Here is a 17,464-nt window from a genome sequence, read left to right as displayed (position 1 = left end):
ATATAATGCTTACAATTGTAAAAAAAACGGAATAAAATGCTGCTTTCGTAACATGTGAAATGATATATATTCAAAGCTTTGGCGTTGGCCTTGCATGCTCGTCTGAAGTTTACAGTTGTATGGCGTGTTTTTACAGGCTTTGCAGTCATGATGAAAGCGGAAGTCTGCTATGGAAGCCTGTGGTCGTTAACCCGGTGAAGGTGTTGAGACCAGGATCAGCTGCACCTCTTGTTTTATCCGCGCATAGTTCTCCTGTATCGCTGTTGCATCCACCTCCCGGATGAGGGGAACAGGCACATAGGCTTGCTCCTCCCGGGCGATGGCTTTATGGTCGTTGAGGATCTCGGCGTGGAAGGCCTTCAGTGCTATCCGGCACTGCGGGTCGTCGGCCACCATGCCCACGAACTCGCCCGAGGAGAGCGAGGCGATGGTGGCGGGCGGGACGGCGGCGTCGAGCTGGGTGGAGCGGCTCACGGAGGTGTCGCTGCCGTTAATCGACACGCTCTCCCGCCGCTGCAGGATCTTGCCGAAGCGCTCGGAGAGCTGTTTGGCCGTCTCCCCGGTCACCTGCCCGCTGATGACGTTGCCCACGATGTTCATCACCACCTCGGCCTGCTCCCGGCCATAGTCCTTCCTGAGCTGGCTGTAGTCCTGCACCCCAAGGGTGGTGGCTACTTTGTTGGAGCGGGCCGTGGCGATGAGGCTGTCGATGCCGTTGAAGTAGATGGTGGGGAACTCGTCGAAGACCAGGCTGCTCTTGAGCCGGTTCTTCTGGTTGACCAGCTTGATAGCCCTGGAAATGTAGAGGGAGAGCACCGCCCCGTACACCTGCTGCTTGAGCGGGTTGTTGCCCAGGCAGACGAGCTTGGGGGCCTGCGGGTTGTTGAGGTCCAGCGTGAAGTCGTTGCCCGAGAGCACGTAGTAGAGCTGCGGGGAGACGAGCCGGGCCATGCTGATCTTGGCGCTGGCGATCTGCCCCTCGAGCTGGTCCACGGCCTCCTGCTCGAAGGCGGAGACGAAGGGGTTGATGAGCACCTCGATCTCGGGCTCCGACTTTAGCAGGGAGAAGAGCTGCTCATAGGGTGCTTGCATGAGCTCGATGACGTGCGGCAGGGTGCAGTAGCGGCCGCCCTGGTATTTCCTGAGAAACCAGATGATGGCTGTCACGAAGTTGATGGGGGACTCGACAAAGAAGTCGCCCTGCTTCTTGATCCACTCCCGGTTGAGGCCCAGCATGATGGTGCGGGAGGCCTCGGTGGCGTCGGTGATGTCATGCATGGTGCCCGGGTCGAGGGGATTGCAGCGGTGGGTCCTGGAGAGGTCATCGAAGTTGATGACGTAGAACCGTGGCTTGACGGGGTACTTGTCCTGGTGGCGGAGCAGGGTGTTGTAGGCGATGCGGGTCAGGTCGTCGTACTTGAAGTCGTAGAGAAAGAGGGCGAAGCCTTTGCTAATGTGCTGGGTGATGACGTGGCGGATGACGAAGTAGGACTTGCCGGCACCGGGGGTGCCGATCACGAGCAGCGCCCGGAAGGGGTTGATGACGTTGATCCAGCTGCGGCGCCTTTTGCCCCGGAGCTGGTACCGGGCCGGCAGGTTGATGGAGTACTCGTTCTCCAGCAGGCGCTCCTCCTGCGGAAAGGACTCGTTGAGGCGGTTGAAGATGTCCCCGTCCAGCTGCAGCTTGATCAGCCGGGAAAGCAAAGTGCCGCCGGACAGCAGAAGCAGGTAGCCCAGCAGCGTGGCGCCCATGTAGAGCGCGGAGGCTGTGGTGGCCTCTGCAGAGCTCAAAAGGAATACATGGCTTACCCAATAGAGCAGCAGTCCCAGCAGCAGGTATATCCAGATGGTGCCACGTTTGATGTGCTCGTCCTTTTTGCCCTTGGCGCCCAGCAGCGAGATAGACAGCAGGAGCAGGGCCGCTGCCTTCGGTGCCAGCAGGCCCTGGAAAAGCGGCAGCTTCCGGATGTAGAGCATCACGCGGTCCACTACGGGTGCCGTCAATTCCCACTCCGCGAAGGCGGCATGGCAGGTGATGTAGAAATGCAAAAGCAGGATAACCAGGCTCAGCAGCCTGGTGAAGTCGATGATCTGGCGCAGGGCCTGTGTGTTTTCTCCGGTGTTCACTTTCTTTAGTTAAGCGTTGTGAGTTAAAGGTTCAGGGTTCCGCTAGAGCCGTGGTCTTCGGCGGCGCTTCTTTCTCTTCCGGCGCAATGCCTCGGGCAGGTAGCCCTGCTGCTCTGCTTTCAGGAGGGTGTCCAGCAGTCCCGGCGCCTCCGGTTGTTGCGGATGGATTGTTCCCTGCGCGTGCTGCCTTGGCTGCGGGAAGGACATCGTAGCTGTGTGCTGCGGTGGTCCTTCCTGTTTTGTCTGTTCAACCTCATCCCGCTGTTCCCCGCTCTGGCGGAAGCGCTCGGTGATTGCTTTGGCGCTGTAGGCTTTGCCCAGTTCGCTGCCGTTGAAGACGGTCCGGTGCCGGTGGTCGATGTAGGTCACGCCGTAGGGGAGGCCCTGGCTGTTCTCGCGGAAAAGCACCTGGATGTCCTGCTTTTTCAACCGTTTGATAAAACTGTCCCGGCTGCTGGGGGGGTGGCTGCGGAAGAGGTTGTCGATGCTGCTGCGTAGCGCCAGCTGGCAGGGGCGGCGGCTGAGCTTGTTTTTTTCAAACTGCTTTTCCAGGTAGGGCAGGGTGGGCTTGCCGGGGAGGGCGCTGGCTTTGATAGGCACCCCCTGCTTCTCGCCTTTGTCATTGACGATGCTGTAGACAAGCCCCTTCTTCTGGTGCATCTGCGTGCGCTCGCCTCCCCGGTCCGCCGTCACGCCGAAGTGGCGCAGCACGGCGTTGAGCTCGGCCAGGCTGGTGTAGTTGTAGTGGCGGGTAACGCTCGTGACGATATGGGCGATGCTGCGCTTTGTTTCCGACTTGCCATACACCGCCTTCTCTAGCCGGAGCGGCTCCAGGGGGAGTTCTTCCCCTTTTTTCATCTTTTCGGCCTGCACCAGCCCGTACTCCAGCTCGATCTCCTTGCGGGCGGGTTCGGAGCGGAGCCTGCCGATATGGTGGAGGTCGATGCGGCTGCCGTCGGGGCGGATGTTGGTGGTGACGATGTGCAGGTGCGGGTGGGCCGCGTCGTGGTGGCGGTAGACCAGGTAAGGCTGCTCCCCGAAGCCGAGCTTGTCCATGTAGCGGATGGCGATGGCCTGCAGCCGCTCCGGCTCCAGCTTCTCGCTCGGGTCGAAGTTGAGGGAGATGTGGAGCGTGTTGGTCCTCACCTGCGGGCTTTTCTCCAGCAGCCGCTCGAAGCGCTGCAGCTTGTCCCGGAACGAGAGCTCCTCGGGCTCCAGCAGGAAGCGGCTGGCGAACAGGAGCTCCGCCTTTCCTTCCCGCACCTTGTGCTCGTTGTAGTTAAGCGCGCCCTGGATGCTTTTACCGGTGATGATCTTGGCTACCATTTTTTAGCGAGTTGGGAGATGAGCGAGAGGAGCAGGCTGATCTTGGCCTCCACCTTCCGGTACTGCTCCAGGGCCTGGTGGGCCAGCAGCACCCGTTTATTGGCATTGGTGGTGCCGTTGAAGTGGCGGGTGACCTGGTTGATGTTGAGGCCGATGGCCCGGAGCTCGGCACGTACGGCCGCCAGCTCCTCCACCACACCATCCATCGAGCTGTCCTTGTGGAACAGCCTGATGGGCTGCCGCGCCAGGATGCGGCGGATCACCTCCCCGAGGGAGTGACAGTCGCTCTGGCGGCGGATGTTTTCCAGCCGCCTGTATTCCTTCTCCGTGAGCCGGATGGCGACGGGGCGGGAGAGGAGCTGCGCTGGCTGTGGGTGCTTCTTTCTGGGCATCGTCAGGCATCAAAAACAGAAACCGAGTTCCGAGGTGAAGGGGCAACGGGGGGAACCGAAAGGGAGGGGAGGCCGCCTTTTTTGTTTACAAAAATACATCTTGCTTTTACCTTCACAGAAGGTAATCATCCCCCTTGGTTCTTTCTTTTTCATGGGTGTACCTCCTAAAAAGTTTATCTACAGTAAAGGGTATCGGCGGCGCGGGGTGACCTTCACATCTTGCCAGGCTTCTGGCCTTTGGGCAGTATCAGTCCCCGCGTCAGCCATTTCTGTTGCCGGAGCCATTTAGAATTTTAGACATAGGGTCTTGTAAAAGTTTTAGCTGTTGGCAACCATCTTTCACCTTCATACTTTCATTATGGAACACTACAGATTCTTTGTCGGCATCGATGTCTCCAAGAGCGTGATCGATGTCTTCATTCATGCCAAAGGCCTACACCGGCAGTTCAGCAATGACCGCTCCGGCTACGACACCTTCGTCAGGTGGGCGGGCAAGGTGCTCCAGGCGGAGAGCCTGGGGCAGGTACTGGTTTGTTTCGAGCATACCGGCCTCTACTCCCTTTGCCTGTCGGTATACCTGAAGGAGGCGGGTATTCCCTTCTCCATGGTTCCTGCCCTGCAGCTTAAGCGTTCGATGGGGATTACCAGGGGCAAGAGCGATCGAGTGGATGCCAGAAGGATAGCCGAGTATGCCTACCTCTACCGTGAGTCGCTCCGGCAAACAAGGCTCCCGGCAGAAGCCATTATGCAGCTGCAGCCCTTGCTGGCGCTGCGGGACCGGCTCGTGCGGGACAGGGCCGGCTACTATGTCACGCAGAAGGAGCAGCGGCGCTTCCTGCTGCCCAGCCAGCTGATGGGCCTGCTGGATGCGTACGCCAATATCATCAGCGCCATGGACACCGAGATTAAGCGTGTGGAGCAGGCTATGCAGGAGATTATGGAGCGGGATGAGGAGCTCAGGAGCATGTTGAGCCTTATCACCGGCATCAAAGGTGTGGGCTTTCTGGTGGGCGTGTACCTGATCGTCTTCACCCATAACTTCACCCGCTTTGCCACCTGGCGCAAGTTCGCCTGCTATGCCGGTATTGCTCCCTTCGAGTGGCAGTCGGGCACCAGCATTAGGGGGAAGACCAAGGTGAGCCCGCTGGCAAACAAGCAGGTCAAGAAGATGCTCCACATGGCTGCTTTGAGTGCCTCCCGCAGCGATTCGGAGCTGAGCGCTTACTATAGGAAGAGGCTGGCGGAGGGCAAGAATAAAATGTGCACCCTCAACATGGTGCGCAACAAACTTATCGCCAGGGTCTTTGCCGTGGCCACGAGAAAGACGGCATACGTGGAGCTGATGCGGCACGTAGCGTGAGGCCATAAGCAAGTACCGTTGACTTCTGCAGCGCTGTCGGCACGTTTTGGCAGCGCCTGGCTTTGCTTTGCCAACTTTATAGCCAAAGGTAAATACAAAGATCATGTGCTAAATTTTTCCGGGAATTGTTGCAAATGACTTAGAATACTGCCTGCACCAGACCGCAGGCTCCCCCTCCTCCGGACCTTGCCGGAGACCTGGTACTTTTGAGATTTAGAAGCGGATAGCTTCCTGGAGGACCGCTGCTTTTCAGGGGGAACAGCTTCGTTCTTGCCAGTTTACCTCCGGCAGGATGGTTTGTTGGTGCAGTGTTTCTTTCCATGGCTTTTTGAGGTGGAAAGGCAAAGATTGGCAGGGGACAGCGGTGCTTTTCACAAGGTCAACACAACTTGGGAAATATTTTCTATGGCTGTTTCAGGTGAATCGAGGGGGTTGTGGAGGCTGCTTTTGGCTGCCGTTGAGCTTATTCAGGGTACTATTACCTCCATAAGGCAATGCGTTTTGTGGTTTAGCTTCCCTGCTGAGAGGTAAGCGGAATTTTCCCCACCTACGGATGTACTACTGAAAAATGCTGAGGTGACTTTCACAGTTTTGGAGCCTAACCAAATTTGTAAAATATGTCAGTAGAGATCATCACCAAGGAAGATCTGCAGCACTTCCGGCGGCAGCTGCTCGAGGACCTGCAGCAGCTGCTCAGCAAACGGCAGCCAGCCCAAACCCAGAAGCAGGTGCTGAAATCAGCGGAGGTACGCAAGCTGCTCAAGATTTCACCGGCCACCCTGCAGTCCCTGCGCATCAACGGCACCCTACCCTTCAGCAAGATCGGGGGGACCATCTACTACCGCCAGGAGGACATTGAGAAACTGATGGAAGGGAACAAAAGCAACAATCAGACAGCAGGACTATGAACTACATCACGCACCTAACCGGCTTTTTCGAGCTGGCCTCGAAAGACTACCGGCTCAACCCCACGCATGTGAGCCTCTACATGGCCCTGTTCCAGCAGTGGAACCTGAGCCGCTTCAAGAACCCCATCTCCATATCCCGGGCGGAGGTGATGGAGATCTCCAAGATCAGCTCCCGGGTCACCTACCACAAGTGCATCAGGGAGCTCCATGGCTGGGGCTACCTCCACTACGACCCCTCCTACAATTACTTCCGCGGAAGCCTGGTGTACATGCTCGGCTTTGAAAAAAATGACGGCAAAAAGCAAAAAGAGAACCTGTCCATTTGCTGTACCAGTGCTGAACCGGCAGTGAACGGGTGCTGTACGGGAGCTGAACTGGAAGTAGGCCCTTCTATAAACAGTATAAACAATAAAAACTTAGTAAACAACTTAAACAATAGAGAGGCACCCGTTTTTGCAACCAGTTCAGAAAATGAACAGGAGGAGGGGGACACTGCTAGGTCCGGAAAAGAAAGAAAAGAAAAAAGTTGCGCCAAAAAAGAAAAGAAAGAAAAGCGAAGAGAGTCGCCGGAGCTGGAGGCGGTGCAGGCTTTCTTCCAGGCGGAGGGCTGGGCGGAACTAGAGGCCTTCCGCTTCTTCCACCACTACAGCGCCAAAGGCTGGCTGCTGGGCCGGACGCCGATTCAGGACTGGCAGGCGGCGGCACGCAAATGGGTGATCAACGGGATAAACCAAAACGGTTATGCAAGCTATCAGGGAAATCGTGCAGCAGAGCCTGCCACAAGCTACAGGGGAGAAACCAAAGACTACAGCGAGCCGCTCTGAGGCTGTGGTGAAAGCAGCAGCAAACAGGCTTCCGGACTTGGACCGGTGCCTGGCTCTGCTGGAGCGGAAAGGGAAGGAGCTGTACGGGGAGCATTTCAGACTGTACGAGGAGGACCAGCCGCTCCTCGAAAAGCTGCTGGTGTACATGACAGGTGACCGGGAGCAGGCCGAGCAAATGGGGTTGAGCCTGCGGAAGGGAATACTGCTCATCGGTCCGACCGGGTGCGGCAAGACGAGCCTGATGACGCTGCTGCGCCTGTTTACCTCTCCCGACGAGTGCTACCGTGTCAAGTCCTGCCGGGAGGTCAGCTTTGAATTCCACAAAGAAGGCTATGAGGTAATCCAGCGCTACAGCCAGGGCATTGTGTGGAACCCCTCCAGGAGACCGGGCGGCTACTGTTTTGATGATTTAGGAGCCGAGAACTGCTTGAAACATTACGGCAACATGTGCAATGTGATGGGGGAGGTTCTGCTGAGCCGTTATGACCTGTTTGTATCGCAGGGGGTGAAAACGCACCTGACTACCAACCTGACCAGCTCTGAGATTGAGAAGACCTACGGGAGCCGGGTCAGGTCCCGGATGCGGGAGATGTTTAACTTGGTGAGCTTTGACAAGCGTGCGAGGGATAAGAGGAGGTGAACTAATGGAAGCTGTAAATCACTTTGTGTAAAATACCTTTAACGCAGCCACCATAGAAGAGAAAAATAGACTTGATATGAAAAGATCAAGCGCCAATTTCTGTAGGAATTCAGAAGCGGCAAACCTACTTTCGGCAAAGATGGAGCGATGGCTGGCTCCGGTTCTAACACATTTTTTTAAGCCGCCCTGGAAACGAAGATGGAACTGCACCTGCGAGGAAAAGGAACGACAGCAAGGTAACCGCCGCAACGGCAAAGTCACCAAGCAGATGCGGCCCTCAGACGGGGGGATCGAGGTTCTCTGTCAGGATACTGAGCATGTATAGCCTGGAGATGTGCTTTCGGGGCTTCTCTGCTCTCCTCAAGGAGATGTACAACATACACATCTCCCATGACACCCTCCATGCCCTAACAAAGAAGATCGTGCCCCAGATGAAGGAATGGCAAGCACGCCCGCTGGATCCGCTATATTGCATCGTTCTGTTGAATACCGTGCATTATAGGGTCCGGCAGTTAGAGCGCACCGTCTCCAGGGCTGCCTAGAACAGTCTGGACTTTGACCGGCACGGCCACAAGGAGCTGCGGGGTGGGGGGCAGAGAGTGGGGGCAACTTCTGGCTCTCGGTGCTCACCGACCTGCAGCTACGGCGCGTTAAGGGTGTACTTATCGCCTGCATTGATTACCTCAAAGGCTTTGCCGAGACAGTTGCTAGTGTCCTTCCGCAGCAAGAGGTGCAGAGCTGCCTCGTTTCAAATCCGCGACAGCCTCAGACGTAGCGGAATAGCGCTTCCATTTTCCTTACAGAATGTTTCTTGAGCCTAAGGAGACCTTCTGCTGTCTGTTTGCTCTTATATGGAGTAGTAGAATGGCATGTTTTTTAGTTTAATTGTTTTATTTGAATATATAGTATATAATTAAAAGTTATATATTAGTTAATTATTGTTTAAAGTGGGATTTGGGTTGGCAAAGATGCTTATAGCTATTTGTAGAACTTATGACCTAATCTTACAAACAACTACTATGAACGGAAACGGATACGAGCAACTGCAGGACTTAAAGAAGGTTATAAAAAAGATCAGGGATTTAGAAGCAGTTAATAAATTTTTTGATGCTGCAAAACATGTGTTGACCAGGTTAGGTCTAACGAATGAAGATGGACTGGTTTATGCGGCAGCTCTAGATTCTCTGCAACTAACTGTAGGAGGGAAGTATGTTACTAATGTTAGTAGAAAGCGTGGTATAGTTACGCTAGGGTTCTATATACCTACCAAATATCTTGATTCATTTTTGCAAAAGTACCCAGATCTAGGATATAATACGGAAGCTGTAAGTCAAGGCAGCAATATAATTTGGGTTTCACTAGAAGCAAATAAAGTACAAACGGAAGATTTTTTAGAGGCTATTACTGAACTTGCACAGCAGCGTACAAAAGAGGAAAAATCACCTTATCGCTCGCAGTATGGTGATAAACACAATGAGTGGATTATCAAAGCTGCCTTAGAACCTAAAATCAGAGCTTTTCTCTTTGCATCTACTGATAGCTATTATTTGGTAGGGGCCTACTGGGAAGGCCTCACTCCCGAAAATCAGACGGAGCGGTTTGTTAACAATAGTATCTGGGAGAATGGCTATGATGACAAGTTCCTGGAAGATGTGAGCAAGGTGCCTGTTGGAAGTCAAATTGCCATAAAATCAGTTTTCACGAGAGAGAAAACAAAACCCGTCATGGCCATTAAGGCGAGGGGGACAGTAACGGGAAACCCGAAAGACGGCAGGAAATTAGAAGTGCAGTGGGAGCCTGACTTTAAACCATTCGAAGTAGACTTCCCAGGAAGCTATTGGGCGACAATTAAAGAAGTAATCAAGCAAGAGCATATCCAAGCCATTTGGAAAGATAAACCAGCAGAAACAACTCCGATGAACTTTCCGCTTAATACCATCTTCTACGGTCCTCCAGGAACAGGCAAGACCTATACCACGCTGCTAAGGGCCTCACAGATTATCGAGAACAGAGAGGTGGAGGATTATCAGGAAGCGCAAAGGATTTTCAACGAGAACCTGGGCGACAGAATTGAGTTTATTACTTTCCACCAGAATTACAGCTACGAAAATTTTATCCAGGGCCTGAGGCCAGATACGGAGAACGGTGCGGAGCTATCGTTCAGGAAAGTTGATGGCGTGTTCAAGCGCATTGCGGATAGGGCTTTGAATAACCTGAGACTATCTGAAAAGGCACCAGAAGAAGTTTCAAGAGAACTGCTGTTTGAGCAGGCGCTTGAGAAGTTCATAGAAAAGGTGCAGGAAAACGAGGAAAACTTTAAGATCAATGAAACCGCTTATATCTCTGAAGTAGAGGAAAAGGCGTTTCGTTACACAGGCGATAAGTGGAACAAACACGCTAACGTACTGAGAATGAAGTTTAGCGATCTGCGTGAGTTTGACAGGAACAGGGTGTCCAGTAGACAAGGTGTGAAAAAGCTTAAATCAATTTCTGGTTTAGCGAATCAGCATGCCACCTATTACTTTTTGGTCTACCAACAAATTTTAAAATACATTCCTCAGGCTAGTGAAGCCCCAACTAAAGTAAAGCGACAGAACTACGTCATCATCATAGATGAGATTAACCGCGCCAATATCTCCAGGGTATTTGGTGAGCTGATCACCCTAATTGAGCCGGACAAACGTTCCCACGGGGCTATACCTCTCAGATGTACCCTCCCCTCTGGAGAAGAGTTTGTGGTGCCTTCCAATCTCTACATTATCGGCACGATGAACACAGCAGACAAGTCCATTGCGCTGCTGGATATCGCGTTGCGCAGGCGCTTTGAGTTTGAAGCCATGTATCCGAAGTATCAGCTGGATGGGCAACAGGTATACGACACGGAGGTGCTGGAGAAGATCAACAAGAAAGTGGTGGAATTGAAGGGGCACGACTTCCAGATTGGCCATGCTTACTTCATGGGAGAGAACAACAACCTGGTGGAGCGGATGAACAAGAAAGTGATCCCGCTGCTACTCGAGTACTTCCTGAATGATGAGAAAGAGGTAAGCGGCATTTTGGCGCATGCCGGTCTTGAAGCAGAGGATAACGCCTGGCCACTCAGAATAAAGGGAAAGCGTGATTAACCTATTCGAATACCAGAATAAGGTAGCCCTACCCAGTTCATTAGAAGGACTTGAGGAGTTCCTGGATGAGGTATGGAAGAACAGGGAGAAGACAGACTTCTACCTCAATGGGCAGGCCGATAGAATTGAAGTGCAGCAGTTCATGCAGTTCCTGCACAAGACCAAAGAAGTAAAGTCAAACAAGTATGTAGGCGTCATTCACTTTGAAGGGCAGCGCATCAACCTGCTTCCGAAGATCTTTTACAAGCCAGGTGCTGAGAGCTCTCCTGAGGAGATTCAGGCCATGCAGTGTCATATTCTTTGGTGGCTGAGCTACTGCCGGAAGATCAAATTCCCGAATTACCAGACGGCACTAGGTAACCTGAAAAGTGACTTCTTTGAGGTGCTGATCTACCTGTTCTCCAAATATACCCGTGAGCTGCTGACAAGCTCCATTTACCAGCAGTATGAAGAAATAAGCAACGAATTACCCTTTATCAAAGGGCGACTGAATACCAGTAGGTACATCCATGAGAATATCGCCAGGGGCAGGTGGCATAAACTGAACTGCACCTATGACGCCTTCGTGCTGGACAACAAGTTTAACCGGATCATCAAGTATGTGGCGAGCTTGCTGTTCCGGAATACGACCAGCCCCGAGGATAAAAAGTATCTGCGGGAGATCCTGTTTATACTGGACGAGGTGACGGATGTACAGGCTACCGCCGAGGAATGTGCCAGCATACAGTTTAATCCCATGTTTGGGGAGTTCGAAACAGTGCGGGATTACTGTTATTTATTCTTGAGCAACTTCATATCCTTTAACTATAAGCAGGACCTGAAGCTTTTTGCTTTCCTGCTTCCAATGGAGTACGTTTTTGAAGACTTCATCTTCGGTTTCATCGAGAAAGAGGTGAAGGAGGTGCAGGCAAAGGCGCAGGTTAGCTCCACTTATCTGGATAAGGAGGGAGCTTTTGCGCTTCGCCCGGACTTACTCTTGAAGATAGGGGAGAGGAGCGTTATAGCGGACACGAAGTATAAAATCGTTTATTCTGATGAGAGAGACCCAAAGAAGGGCATTTCACAAGGGGACCTCTACCAGATGCTGGCCTATGCCGTGCGCTTCAATACAGATGAGATTATTTTGTTCTATCCTAACACCATACAAGGTCACCAGGAGCAGGTAAGCGAGGTGCTTATTGAAGATGAATTGGCAGGAGGGAAGCAGATAAAGATCAGGGCTTTTCAACTTCCGATTATTAACGAAAGACTCTTTTTACAAGATAGTTGCAAGGGTGATGTGTTGGCAGATATGTTCAATGAGACAAGCATTAGGCTAGTTAACAGAATTACGGAAATCTTTAGGTGACAAAGCAGGGCCTCTACAATAATTATCAAATCAATAAATATTAGTCTAAAGATTTATTTGAGCCTCATTATATAGATTCTTTGATAAAAAGAAGACAATTTGCAGCATTATGAAAAATGAAAAACTGACTAGGAAAGAAATCATAGACAATCGCTTAAAACAAGCGGGCTGGAATGTAACTGACCGTACTCAAGTTATTGAGGAGTTTTTCATTTCTGTTGAAAATAATGTTGTAAATGAGCCTTTAACATCTTATAGTGCAGAATTTAGCGATTATGTTTTGCTTGGGAAGGACGGAAAACCTCTTGCAGTTGTAGAAGCTAAGAAATCATCAGTTGACGCAAGGATTGGAGAAGAGCAAGCAAAGCAGTATGCTTACAACATCCAAATGCAAAACAGTTGTGATTTACCGTTTTGTATGTATACCAACGGGAATGACATTTATTTTTGGGACTTAGAGAACTATGCTCCACGAAAGATTTTTGCATTTCCGACGCGATCTGACCTTGAGCGGATGGCTTTCATTCGCAAGAACAAAAAGCCCTTAGCAGAAGAGTTAATCAATACTAGCATTGCTGGAAGACCATATCAAATACAAGCAATAAGAGCAGTATTTGAAGCTATGGAAGAAAGGAAAAGAAAATTCCTTTTGATTATGGCAACAGGTACAGGCAAAACAAGGACTTGTATTGCAATGGTAGACGGTTTAATGCGAGCAGGCTGGATTTCAAGAGTATTGTTCTTGGTTGACAGAATTGCGCTGAGAGATCAGGCTGTGGAGGCCTTCAAAGATAATGCACCGCAATATTCTGTTTGGCCACAGACTGGCGAAACGAAAATTGTAACGGATAGGCGTGTGTATGTTTCAACATACCCGACAATGTTGAACATCATTGAAAACGAAAAAGAAAGTCTCTCACCTCACTTTTTTGACCTGATTGTAATTGATGAAAGTCACCGTTCAATTTACAATGTTTACCAAAACGTCCTAAACTATTTTAATACTATTGTTCTTGGTTTAACGGCTACACCAACAGATGCAATTGACCATAATACTTTTGAATTGTTTGATTGTGAAGATGGGCTGCCAACTTTTGCTTATACTTTTGAAGATGCTGTAAATAATGTTCCGCCCTACTTGTCAAATTTCGAAGTAATGAAATTGACAACCAAGTTTCAGCAGGAAGGAATCCACATAAACACAATTAGTGAGGAAGACCAAAAGAAGCTCATTGCTGAAGGCAAAGACCCAACAGAAATAAATTTCGAAGGAACTGAAATTGAGAAAGCGGTTACTAACAAAGGAACTAACTCTTTGATAGTTCGTGAATTCTGGGAAGAATGTATAAAAGACCCGAATGGAGTTTTGCCTGGCAAAACCATTTTTTTTTGTATGACTATGAGGCACGCCAGAAGAATCAAAGAGGTGTTTGATCAGTTTTATCCGCAAGGTGCTGGCGAGATTGCTAAAGTAATTGTTTCGGATGACCCAAGAGTTTATGGTAAAGGTGGTTTATTAGACCAGTTTAAGAACAATGACTTCCCTAGAATTGCAATAAGTGTAGACATGCTCGATACGGGAATTGATATTCCTGAATTGGTGAATTTGGTTTTTGCAAAACCAGTATTTTCTTACACCAAATTTTGGCAAATGATAGGAAGAGGCACAAGAGTTCTTAATCCGAACGACAGGAGAAGCTGGTGCCACGAAAAAGACAAATTTCTAATCATTGACTGCTGGGATAATTTTGAATACTTCAAACTCAATCCTAAGGGAAAGGAAAGCAAAACTCAAACAGCATTGCCAGTACGTCTTTTCAAATTACGACTGGAAAAATTGAAAATTGCCCGTGAGCGAGATTCTGAAATTGCAGCCTCCGAAAAGTTAGAATTAGAAAAACTGATTAATGCTTTACCAAAAAACAATGTGGTTGTACAGGACAATGCAACAAACCTAGAAATTGTCTATGAACCAAATTTTTGGGAAGATCTAACAGAAGATAAGCTTCAGTTTCTTGACCAAAGTATAGCACCTATCTTAAGGGCTTTATCCTCGGTTGATTTTAAAGCAATGCGATTTGAAAAAGACATTGTTGAATTTTCAATTGCTCAATTGAATAGTGAAAATCAAGACATTGAGAATTTAAAAGAACTTATTGTTGAGCAAATAGCAGAATTACCTTTAAACATTGGAATTGTTGCTAAGGAAAAGGAATTCATTCACAAAGCTTTAAAAAATAGTTTTTGGGTAAACCCCACCGAAAACGACTTGAAACTAATTATAGCTAAAGTAGCTCCATTAATGAGATACCGACAAAGATTAGACGGTGGAGATGAGCAGGAAAGTCTGAATCTCAAAGATGTTACCTACAAAAAGGAAATGATTGTGTTCGGTCCTGAACATGAACAGGTAAGTATTAGCCGATACAAGGAAATGGTGGAAACAATGGTTCAACAATTAGCTGACCAAAATCCGATTTTGAAGAAGATTAAATCGGGAGTAACAATTTCTGAAGACGAACTCAATGAACTGGCTCAAATAATGAATGATAAAGACCCATTTGTTACTGAAAGGCTATTACAACGAGTATATGAAAATCAACACGCTAAGTTTTTACAATTTATCAAACACATCTTACAAATTGAGGTTATCCATTCATTTGAAGAAACAGTAACTTTAGCTTTTGATGAATTCATTTATCAGCACAGCAACCTTTCAAATAATCAAATTGAATTTATGAGTGTTTTGAAGAGGTATCTGATTGATAAGGGTAAGATTGAAAAGAAAGATTTGATAAATCCACCATTCACCCAGCTGCACCCACAAGGAATACTAGGCGTTTTTTCGCCTAAAGAAATAGAAGAAATAATCACGGTTATCCAGCGTGTAGCTGCATGACATATTAAATATAAATAATGTTATCAAACGAATTAAAATCGAAAATCAACAAGCTTTGGGATAAGTTCTGGAGCAGAGGAATAACGAATCCAATCACTGCCATTGAGCAAATTTCCTATTTGCTCTTTATGCGCCGAATTGATGATACAGATACAGATGCAAAAGTAGCTACATCCTTTGCAGGAATAGAATACAAAACTCTATTTGTTCGCGAAAAATTAGATGAAGAAGGAAAGCATGTTTTAGATGGAAAAGGTAATAATGTTTATGAAAGTGCTGATGAGTGTCGCTGGTCGTATTTTTCTCAAAAGGATCCTGATACGATGTTGGAAATTGTTTCCCAAAAAGCTTTTCCTTTCATTAAAAATCTGAACGACCCTACGCAGCCATATTCCAGACATATGAAAGATGCGGTGTTTATGATAAATAATTCCGCCTTACTCGACGAAGCTGTAAAAGCTATTGATGAAATATTTGAGGACATTAATAGGCAGCGAGATGATAAAGGTCAGCAATTTCAGGATACACAGGGAGATGTTTATGAATATTTAATTAATGCAATAGGCTCTTCTGGGAAAAACGGTCAATTCCGTACACCTCGGCACCTGATTCAGTTTATGTGTGAAATTCTAGATCCGGCTTGGTCTGATAAGATTTGTGACCCGGCCTGTGGAACCGGAGGTTTTTTAGTGGGAGCTTACCAACATATTTTAACTAAATATACAAGTCCTGAAAAGATTACAGAAGATGAAAATGGTTTTAAACGTTTTAAAAAATATAGAAATAGCGGTGATCAGATAACAAATAAGGAAGTTTGGGACGATTTAAATGAAAGAACCTTTTTTGGTTTTGATATCGACCAAACTATGGTACGAATTGGTTTGATGAACTTGATGCTTCACGGCATTCAGATTCCCCAAATTGAAAACACCGATACGCTTTCAAAGAAATATGACCAAACCTATCCAGACGGGGAATATTCGGTAGTAGTGGCGAACCCGCCATTTACAGGCCGGATTGATAAGGGCGGGATGAGCGATAAATTGAAAATTGATGGAACGCAAAGTGAATTGCTCTTTTTAATACGCATCTCAAAAATGCTGCGTCCGGGTGGCAAAGCAGCTGTTATTGTTCCAGAAGGAGTCTTATTTGGTGGTAATAAGAATCAAAAGCTAACGAGGGAAATTCTGCTAAAAGATAACCAATTGGAGGCCGTAATTTCCTTGCCTAGCGGAGCTTTTAAACCTTATACTGGTGTAAAGACAGCCATTTTAGTTTTTACTAAGGTCGAAGAAGACAGCCCAACTTGGCATACAGAAAAAGTTTGGTTTTACGAAATGGAAAGCGATGGCTACAGCCTGGACGATAACCGCCGTAAACTGGCTGAAAATCCATTACCGATTGCTGTAGATGCTTTTAAGACGAGAGCAACTGAGACGCCAATTGAACGCAGCAACCATTTTTATGTAGGCATTGATGAAATAAAAGAAAGCGGACTGGACCTAAGCTATAATCGATACAAAAAGTTTGAATACCAAGAACAGACTTATGAGCCCCCTCAGAAAATTTTGGAAGCTTTAATCAACCTAGAAGATGAAATCCAAAAGAATATGATAGAACTTAAAGGCTTGATAGGGTGATGGAAAAAGTCAAGATTATAGATCTAATATCGAATACGATATCTGGAGAATGGGGTAAGGAAAGCTTATTAGATGATACTGCGGTGAATGTCATTAGAACTGCTAACTTCACAAACTTCGGTTTAATTACTTTTCATAACATTGTAAAAAGAGAAATAGAGCCTAAAGTAATTAAAAAGAAGCAATTACTTGAAGGAGATATAATAATTGAAAAATCTGGTGGAAGTCCAAATCAACCTGTAGGTAGAGTTGTTTATTTTCAACGGCCTAATGATCAAATATATCTTTGCAACAACTTCACCACTATACTTAGGCCTAATAAAAACAAGATATCTCCAAAATATCTCTTCTATTTATTATATTATAATTATCAAACCAAAAAAGTTCTTCAATTTCAGAATAAGACAACTGGTATTATCAATCTAAAGCTTGACCGTTATTTAGAAAGCGAGATATCATATGAACGAGATCTTGAAACGCAAAACAAGATAGTAGCCATACTAGATAAGGCCAAAGATATATTAGATAATAGAGAGCAGACCATCACAAAGTATGATGAACTTTTACGGGCAACTTTTTTGGAGATGTTTGGTGATCCGGTTATAAATCCCAGAAAATGGAAGATTGATTCTTTAACAAATTACGGAACCTTAAAGAATGGATTAAATTATTCTAAAGATGAAAGCGGTTATAAAGTAAAATGTATAGGTGTAGGTGATTTTAAATCTTTTTGGAAACTAACTAATACTGACACATTAAAGCTTATTCTGAAAATATAGTAGTAGGAACAAAACAGAGCGGCCGGCTCTTTATTCTAGTATGCAAACTACTAATGATAAAGAACCAAACCGCTCCGAATATTTACCCTTAACGAG

General features: G+C 47.7%; 16 protein-coding genes and 1 pseudogene. 12 read left to right on the top strand and 5 right to left on the bottom strand.

Features of this window, described 5'->3' with window-relative positions:
- Positions 1–186 precede the first annotated feature (186 nt).
- From mobC to ACMA1I_RS19960, 4 genes are all read right to left on the bottom strand, one after another.
- Positions 187–2,127, bottom strand: coding sequence for a conjugal transfer protein MobC (gene mobC, locus ACMA1I_RS19975; protein ID WP_337070245.1), 1,941 nt, complete (start codon positions 2,125–2,127; stop codon positions 187–189).
- Between the two features lie 42 nt (positions 2,128–2,169).
- Positions 2,170–3,453, bottom strand: coding sequence for a relaxase/mobilization nuclease domain-containing protein (locus tag ACMA1I_RS19970; RefSeq protein WP_337070244.1), 1,284 nt, complete (start codon positions 3,451–3,453; stop codon positions 2,170–2,172).
- A complete protein-coding gene (locus ACMA1I_RS19965) occupies positions 3,447–3,845 on the bottom strand; it encodes a hypothetical protein (RefSeq protein ID WP_337070243.1) in 399 nt (132 codons plus the stop codon). Before ACMA1I_RS19965 ends, ACMA1I_RS19970 begins: the two co-directional genes overlap by 7 nt.
- A gap of 259 nt (positions 3,846–4,104) precedes the next feature.
- A complete protein-coding gene (locus ACMA1I_RS19960; RefSeq protein ID WP_337070242.1) occupies positions 4,105–4,269 on the bottom strand; it encodes a hypothetical protein in 165 nt (54 codons plus the stop codon).
- On the opposite strand from ACMA1I_RS19960, the gene ACMA1I_RS19955 reads away from it, so the two are divergent.
- The gene (locus ACMA1I_RS19955; protein WP_414703950.1) at positions 4,204–5,205 is read left to right on the top strand and encodes an IS110 family transposase; all 1,002 of its coding nucleotides are present in this window, start codon (positions 4,204–4,206) and stop codon (positions 5,203–5,205) included. The two genes, ACMA1I_RS19960 and ACMA1I_RS19955, sit on opposite strands and share 66 nt — an antisense overlap.
- Before the next feature lie 139 nt (positions 5,206–5,344).
- On the opposite strand, the gene ACMA1I_RS19950 is transcribed toward ACMA1I_RS19955, so the two are convergent.
- Complete coding sequence (locus ACMA1I_RS19950) at positions 5,345–5,527, bottom strand: hypothetical protein (RefSeq protein ID WP_337070240.1); 183 nt, start codon at positions 5,525–5,527, stop codon at positions 5,345–5,347.
- Positions 5,528–5,822: 295 nt separating this feature from the next.
- Between ACMA1I_RS19950 and ACMA1I_RS19945 the strand changes: the two genes are divergently transcribed.
- The 11 genes and pseudogenes from ACMA1I_RS19945 to ACMA1I_RS19895 all read left to right on the top strand — a co-directional run bounded on the left by ACMA1I_RS19945 (position 5,823) and on the right by ACMA1I_RS19895 (position 17,368).
- Positions 5,823–6,113 (top strand): helix-turn-helix domain-containing protein, encoded by a 291-nt coding sequence (locus ACMA1I_RS19945; protein ID WP_337070239.1) that lies wholly within the window; start codon positions 5,823–5,825, stop codon positions 6,111–6,113.
- Positions 6,110–6,937, top strand: a complete 828-nt coding sequence (locus ACMA1I_RS19940) for a hypothetical protein (RefSeq protein WP_337070238.1) — start codon at positions 6,110–6,112, stop codon at positions 6,935–6,937. Before ACMA1I_RS19945 ends, ACMA1I_RS19940 begins: the two co-directional genes overlap by 4 nt.
- Entirely contained in the window at positions 6,855–7,577 is a 723-nt protein-coding gene (locus tag ACMA1I_RS19935; protein ID WP_337070237.1) for an ATPase, read from the top strand. The genes ACMA1I_RS19940 and ACMA1I_RS19935 overlap by 83 nt, the downstream gene beginning before the upstream one ends.
- A gap of 76 nt (positions 7,578–7,653) precedes the next feature.
- Positions 7,654–7,902, top strand: a complete 249-nt coding sequence (locus ACMA1I_RS19930) for a hypothetical protein (RefSeq protein WP_337070236.1) — start codon at positions 7,654–7,656, stop codon at positions 7,900–7,902.
- Positions 7,895–8,119 carry a transposase gene (locus ACMA1I_RS19925; RefSeq protein ID WP_414703949.1) on the top strand — a complete coding sequence of 75 codons (225 nt, stop codon included), beginning with the start codon at positions 7,895–7,897 and terminating at the stop codon, positions 8,117–8,119. Before ACMA1I_RS19930 ends, ACMA1I_RS19925 begins: the two co-directional genes overlap by 8 nt.
- Before the next feature lie 71 nt (positions 8,120–8,190).
- Positions 8,191–8,352: pseudogene (locus ACMA1I_RS19920) on the top strand (transposase); the annotation flags it as partial.
- 244 nt (positions 8,353–8,596) lie between these two features.
- Positions 8,597–10,702: an AAA family ATPase gene (locus ACMA1I_RS19915; protein ID WP_337070235.1), complete on the top strand. Its 2,106-nt coding sequence runs from the start codon at positions 8,597–8,599 to the stop codon at positions 10,700–10,702.
- Positions 10,695–12,050 (top strand): 5-methylcytosine restriction system specificity protein McrC, encoded by a 1,356-nt coding sequence (locus tag ACMA1I_RS19910; RefSeq protein WP_337070234.1) that lies wholly within the window; start codon positions 10,695–10,697, stop codon positions 12,048–12,050. The genes ACMA1I_RS19915 and ACMA1I_RS19910 overlap by 8 nt, the downstream gene beginning before the upstream one ends.
- 109 nt (positions 12,051–12,159) lie before the next feature.
- Positions 12,160–14,949 carry a DEAD/DEAH box helicase family protein gene (locus ACMA1I_RS19905; RefSeq protein ID WP_337070233.1) on the top strand — a complete coding sequence of 930 codons (2,790 nt, stop codon included), beginning with the start codon at positions 12,160–12,162 and terminating at the stop codon, positions 14,947–14,949.
- A gap of 17 nt (positions 14,950–14,966) precedes the next feature.
- Complete coding sequence (locus ACMA1I_RS19900; RefSeq protein ID WP_337070232.1) at positions 14,967–16,589, top strand: class I SAM-dependent DNA methyltransferase; 1,623 nt, start codon at positions 14,967–14,969, stop codon at positions 16,587–16,589.
- Positions 16,589–17,368, top strand: a complete 780-nt coding sequence (locus tag ACMA1I_RS19895) for a restriction endonuclease subunit S (RefSeq protein ID WP_337070231.1) — start codon at positions 16,589–16,591, stop codon at positions 17,366–17,368. The genes ACMA1I_RS19900 and ACMA1I_RS19895 overlap by 1 nt, the downstream gene beginning before the upstream one ends.
- The last annotated feature ends 96 nt before the right edge of the window (positions 17,369–17,464 follow it).

The sequence above is a fragment of the Pontibacter sp. 13R65 genome (assembly GCF_047525655.1).
Taxonomy (GTDB): Bacteria; Bacteroidota; Bacteroidia; order Cytophagales; family Hymenobacteraceae; genus Pontibacter.
This window is presented reverse-complemented; position numbering and strand designations above follow the sequence as displayed.

Coding starts and splice junctions, on each gene's coding strand:
- ACMA1I_RS19970 (WP_337070244.1), bottom strand. CDS start 3,453: ATGGTAGCCAAGATCATCACCGGTAAAAGCATCCAGGGCGCGCTTAAC.
- ACMA1I_RS19965 (WP_337070243.1), bottom strand. CDS start 3,845: ATGCCCAGAAAGAAGCACCCACAGCCAGCGCAGCTCCTCTCCCGCCCC.
- ACMA1I_RS19955 (WP_414703950.1), top strand. CDS start 4,204: ATGGAACACTACAGATTCTTTGTCGGCATCGATGTCTCCAAGAGCGTG.
- ACMA1I_RS19960 (WP_337070242.1), bottom strand. CDS start 4,269: ATGAATGAAGACATCGATCACGCTCTTGGAGACATCGATGCCGACAAA.
- ACMA1I_RS19950 (WP_337070240.1), bottom strand. CDS start 5,527: ATGGAAAGAAACACTGCACCAACAAACCATCCTGCCGGAGGTAAACTG.
- ACMA1I_RS19945 (WP_337070239.1), top strand. CDS start 5,823: ATGTCAGTAGAGATCATCACCAAGGAAGATCTGCAGCACTTCCGGCGG.
- ACMA1I_RS19940 (WP_337070238.1), top strand. CDS start 6,110: ATGAACTACATCACGCACCTAACCGGCTTTTTCGAGCTGGCCTCGAAA.
- ACMA1I_RS19935 (WP_337070237.1), top strand. CDS start 6,855: ATGCAAGCTATCAGGGAAATCGTGCAGCAGAGCCTGCCACAAGCTACA.
- ACMA1I_RS19930 (WP_337070236.1), top strand. CDS start 7,654: ATGAAAAGATCAAGCGCCAATTTCTGTAGGAATTCAGAAGCGGCAAAC.
- ACMA1I_RS19925 (WP_414703949.1), top strand. CDS start 7,895: ATGTATAGCCTGGAGATGTGCTTTCGGGGCTTCTCTGCTCTCCTCAAG.
- ACMA1I_RS19915 (WP_337070235.1), top strand. CDS start 8,597: ATGAACGGAAACGGATACGAGCAACTGCAGGACTTAAAGAAGGTTATA.
- ACMA1I_RS19905 (WP_337070233.1), top strand. CDS start 12,160: ATGAAAAATGAAAAACTGACTAGGAAAGAAATCATAGACAATCGCTTA.
- ACMA1I_RS19900 (WP_337070232.1), top strand. CDS start 14,967: ATGTTATCAAACGAATTAAAATCGAAAATCAACAAGCTTTGGGATAAG.
- ACMA1I_RS19895 (WP_337070231.1), top strand. CDS start 16,589: ATGGAAAAAGTCAAGATTATAGATCTAATATCGAATACGATATCTGGA.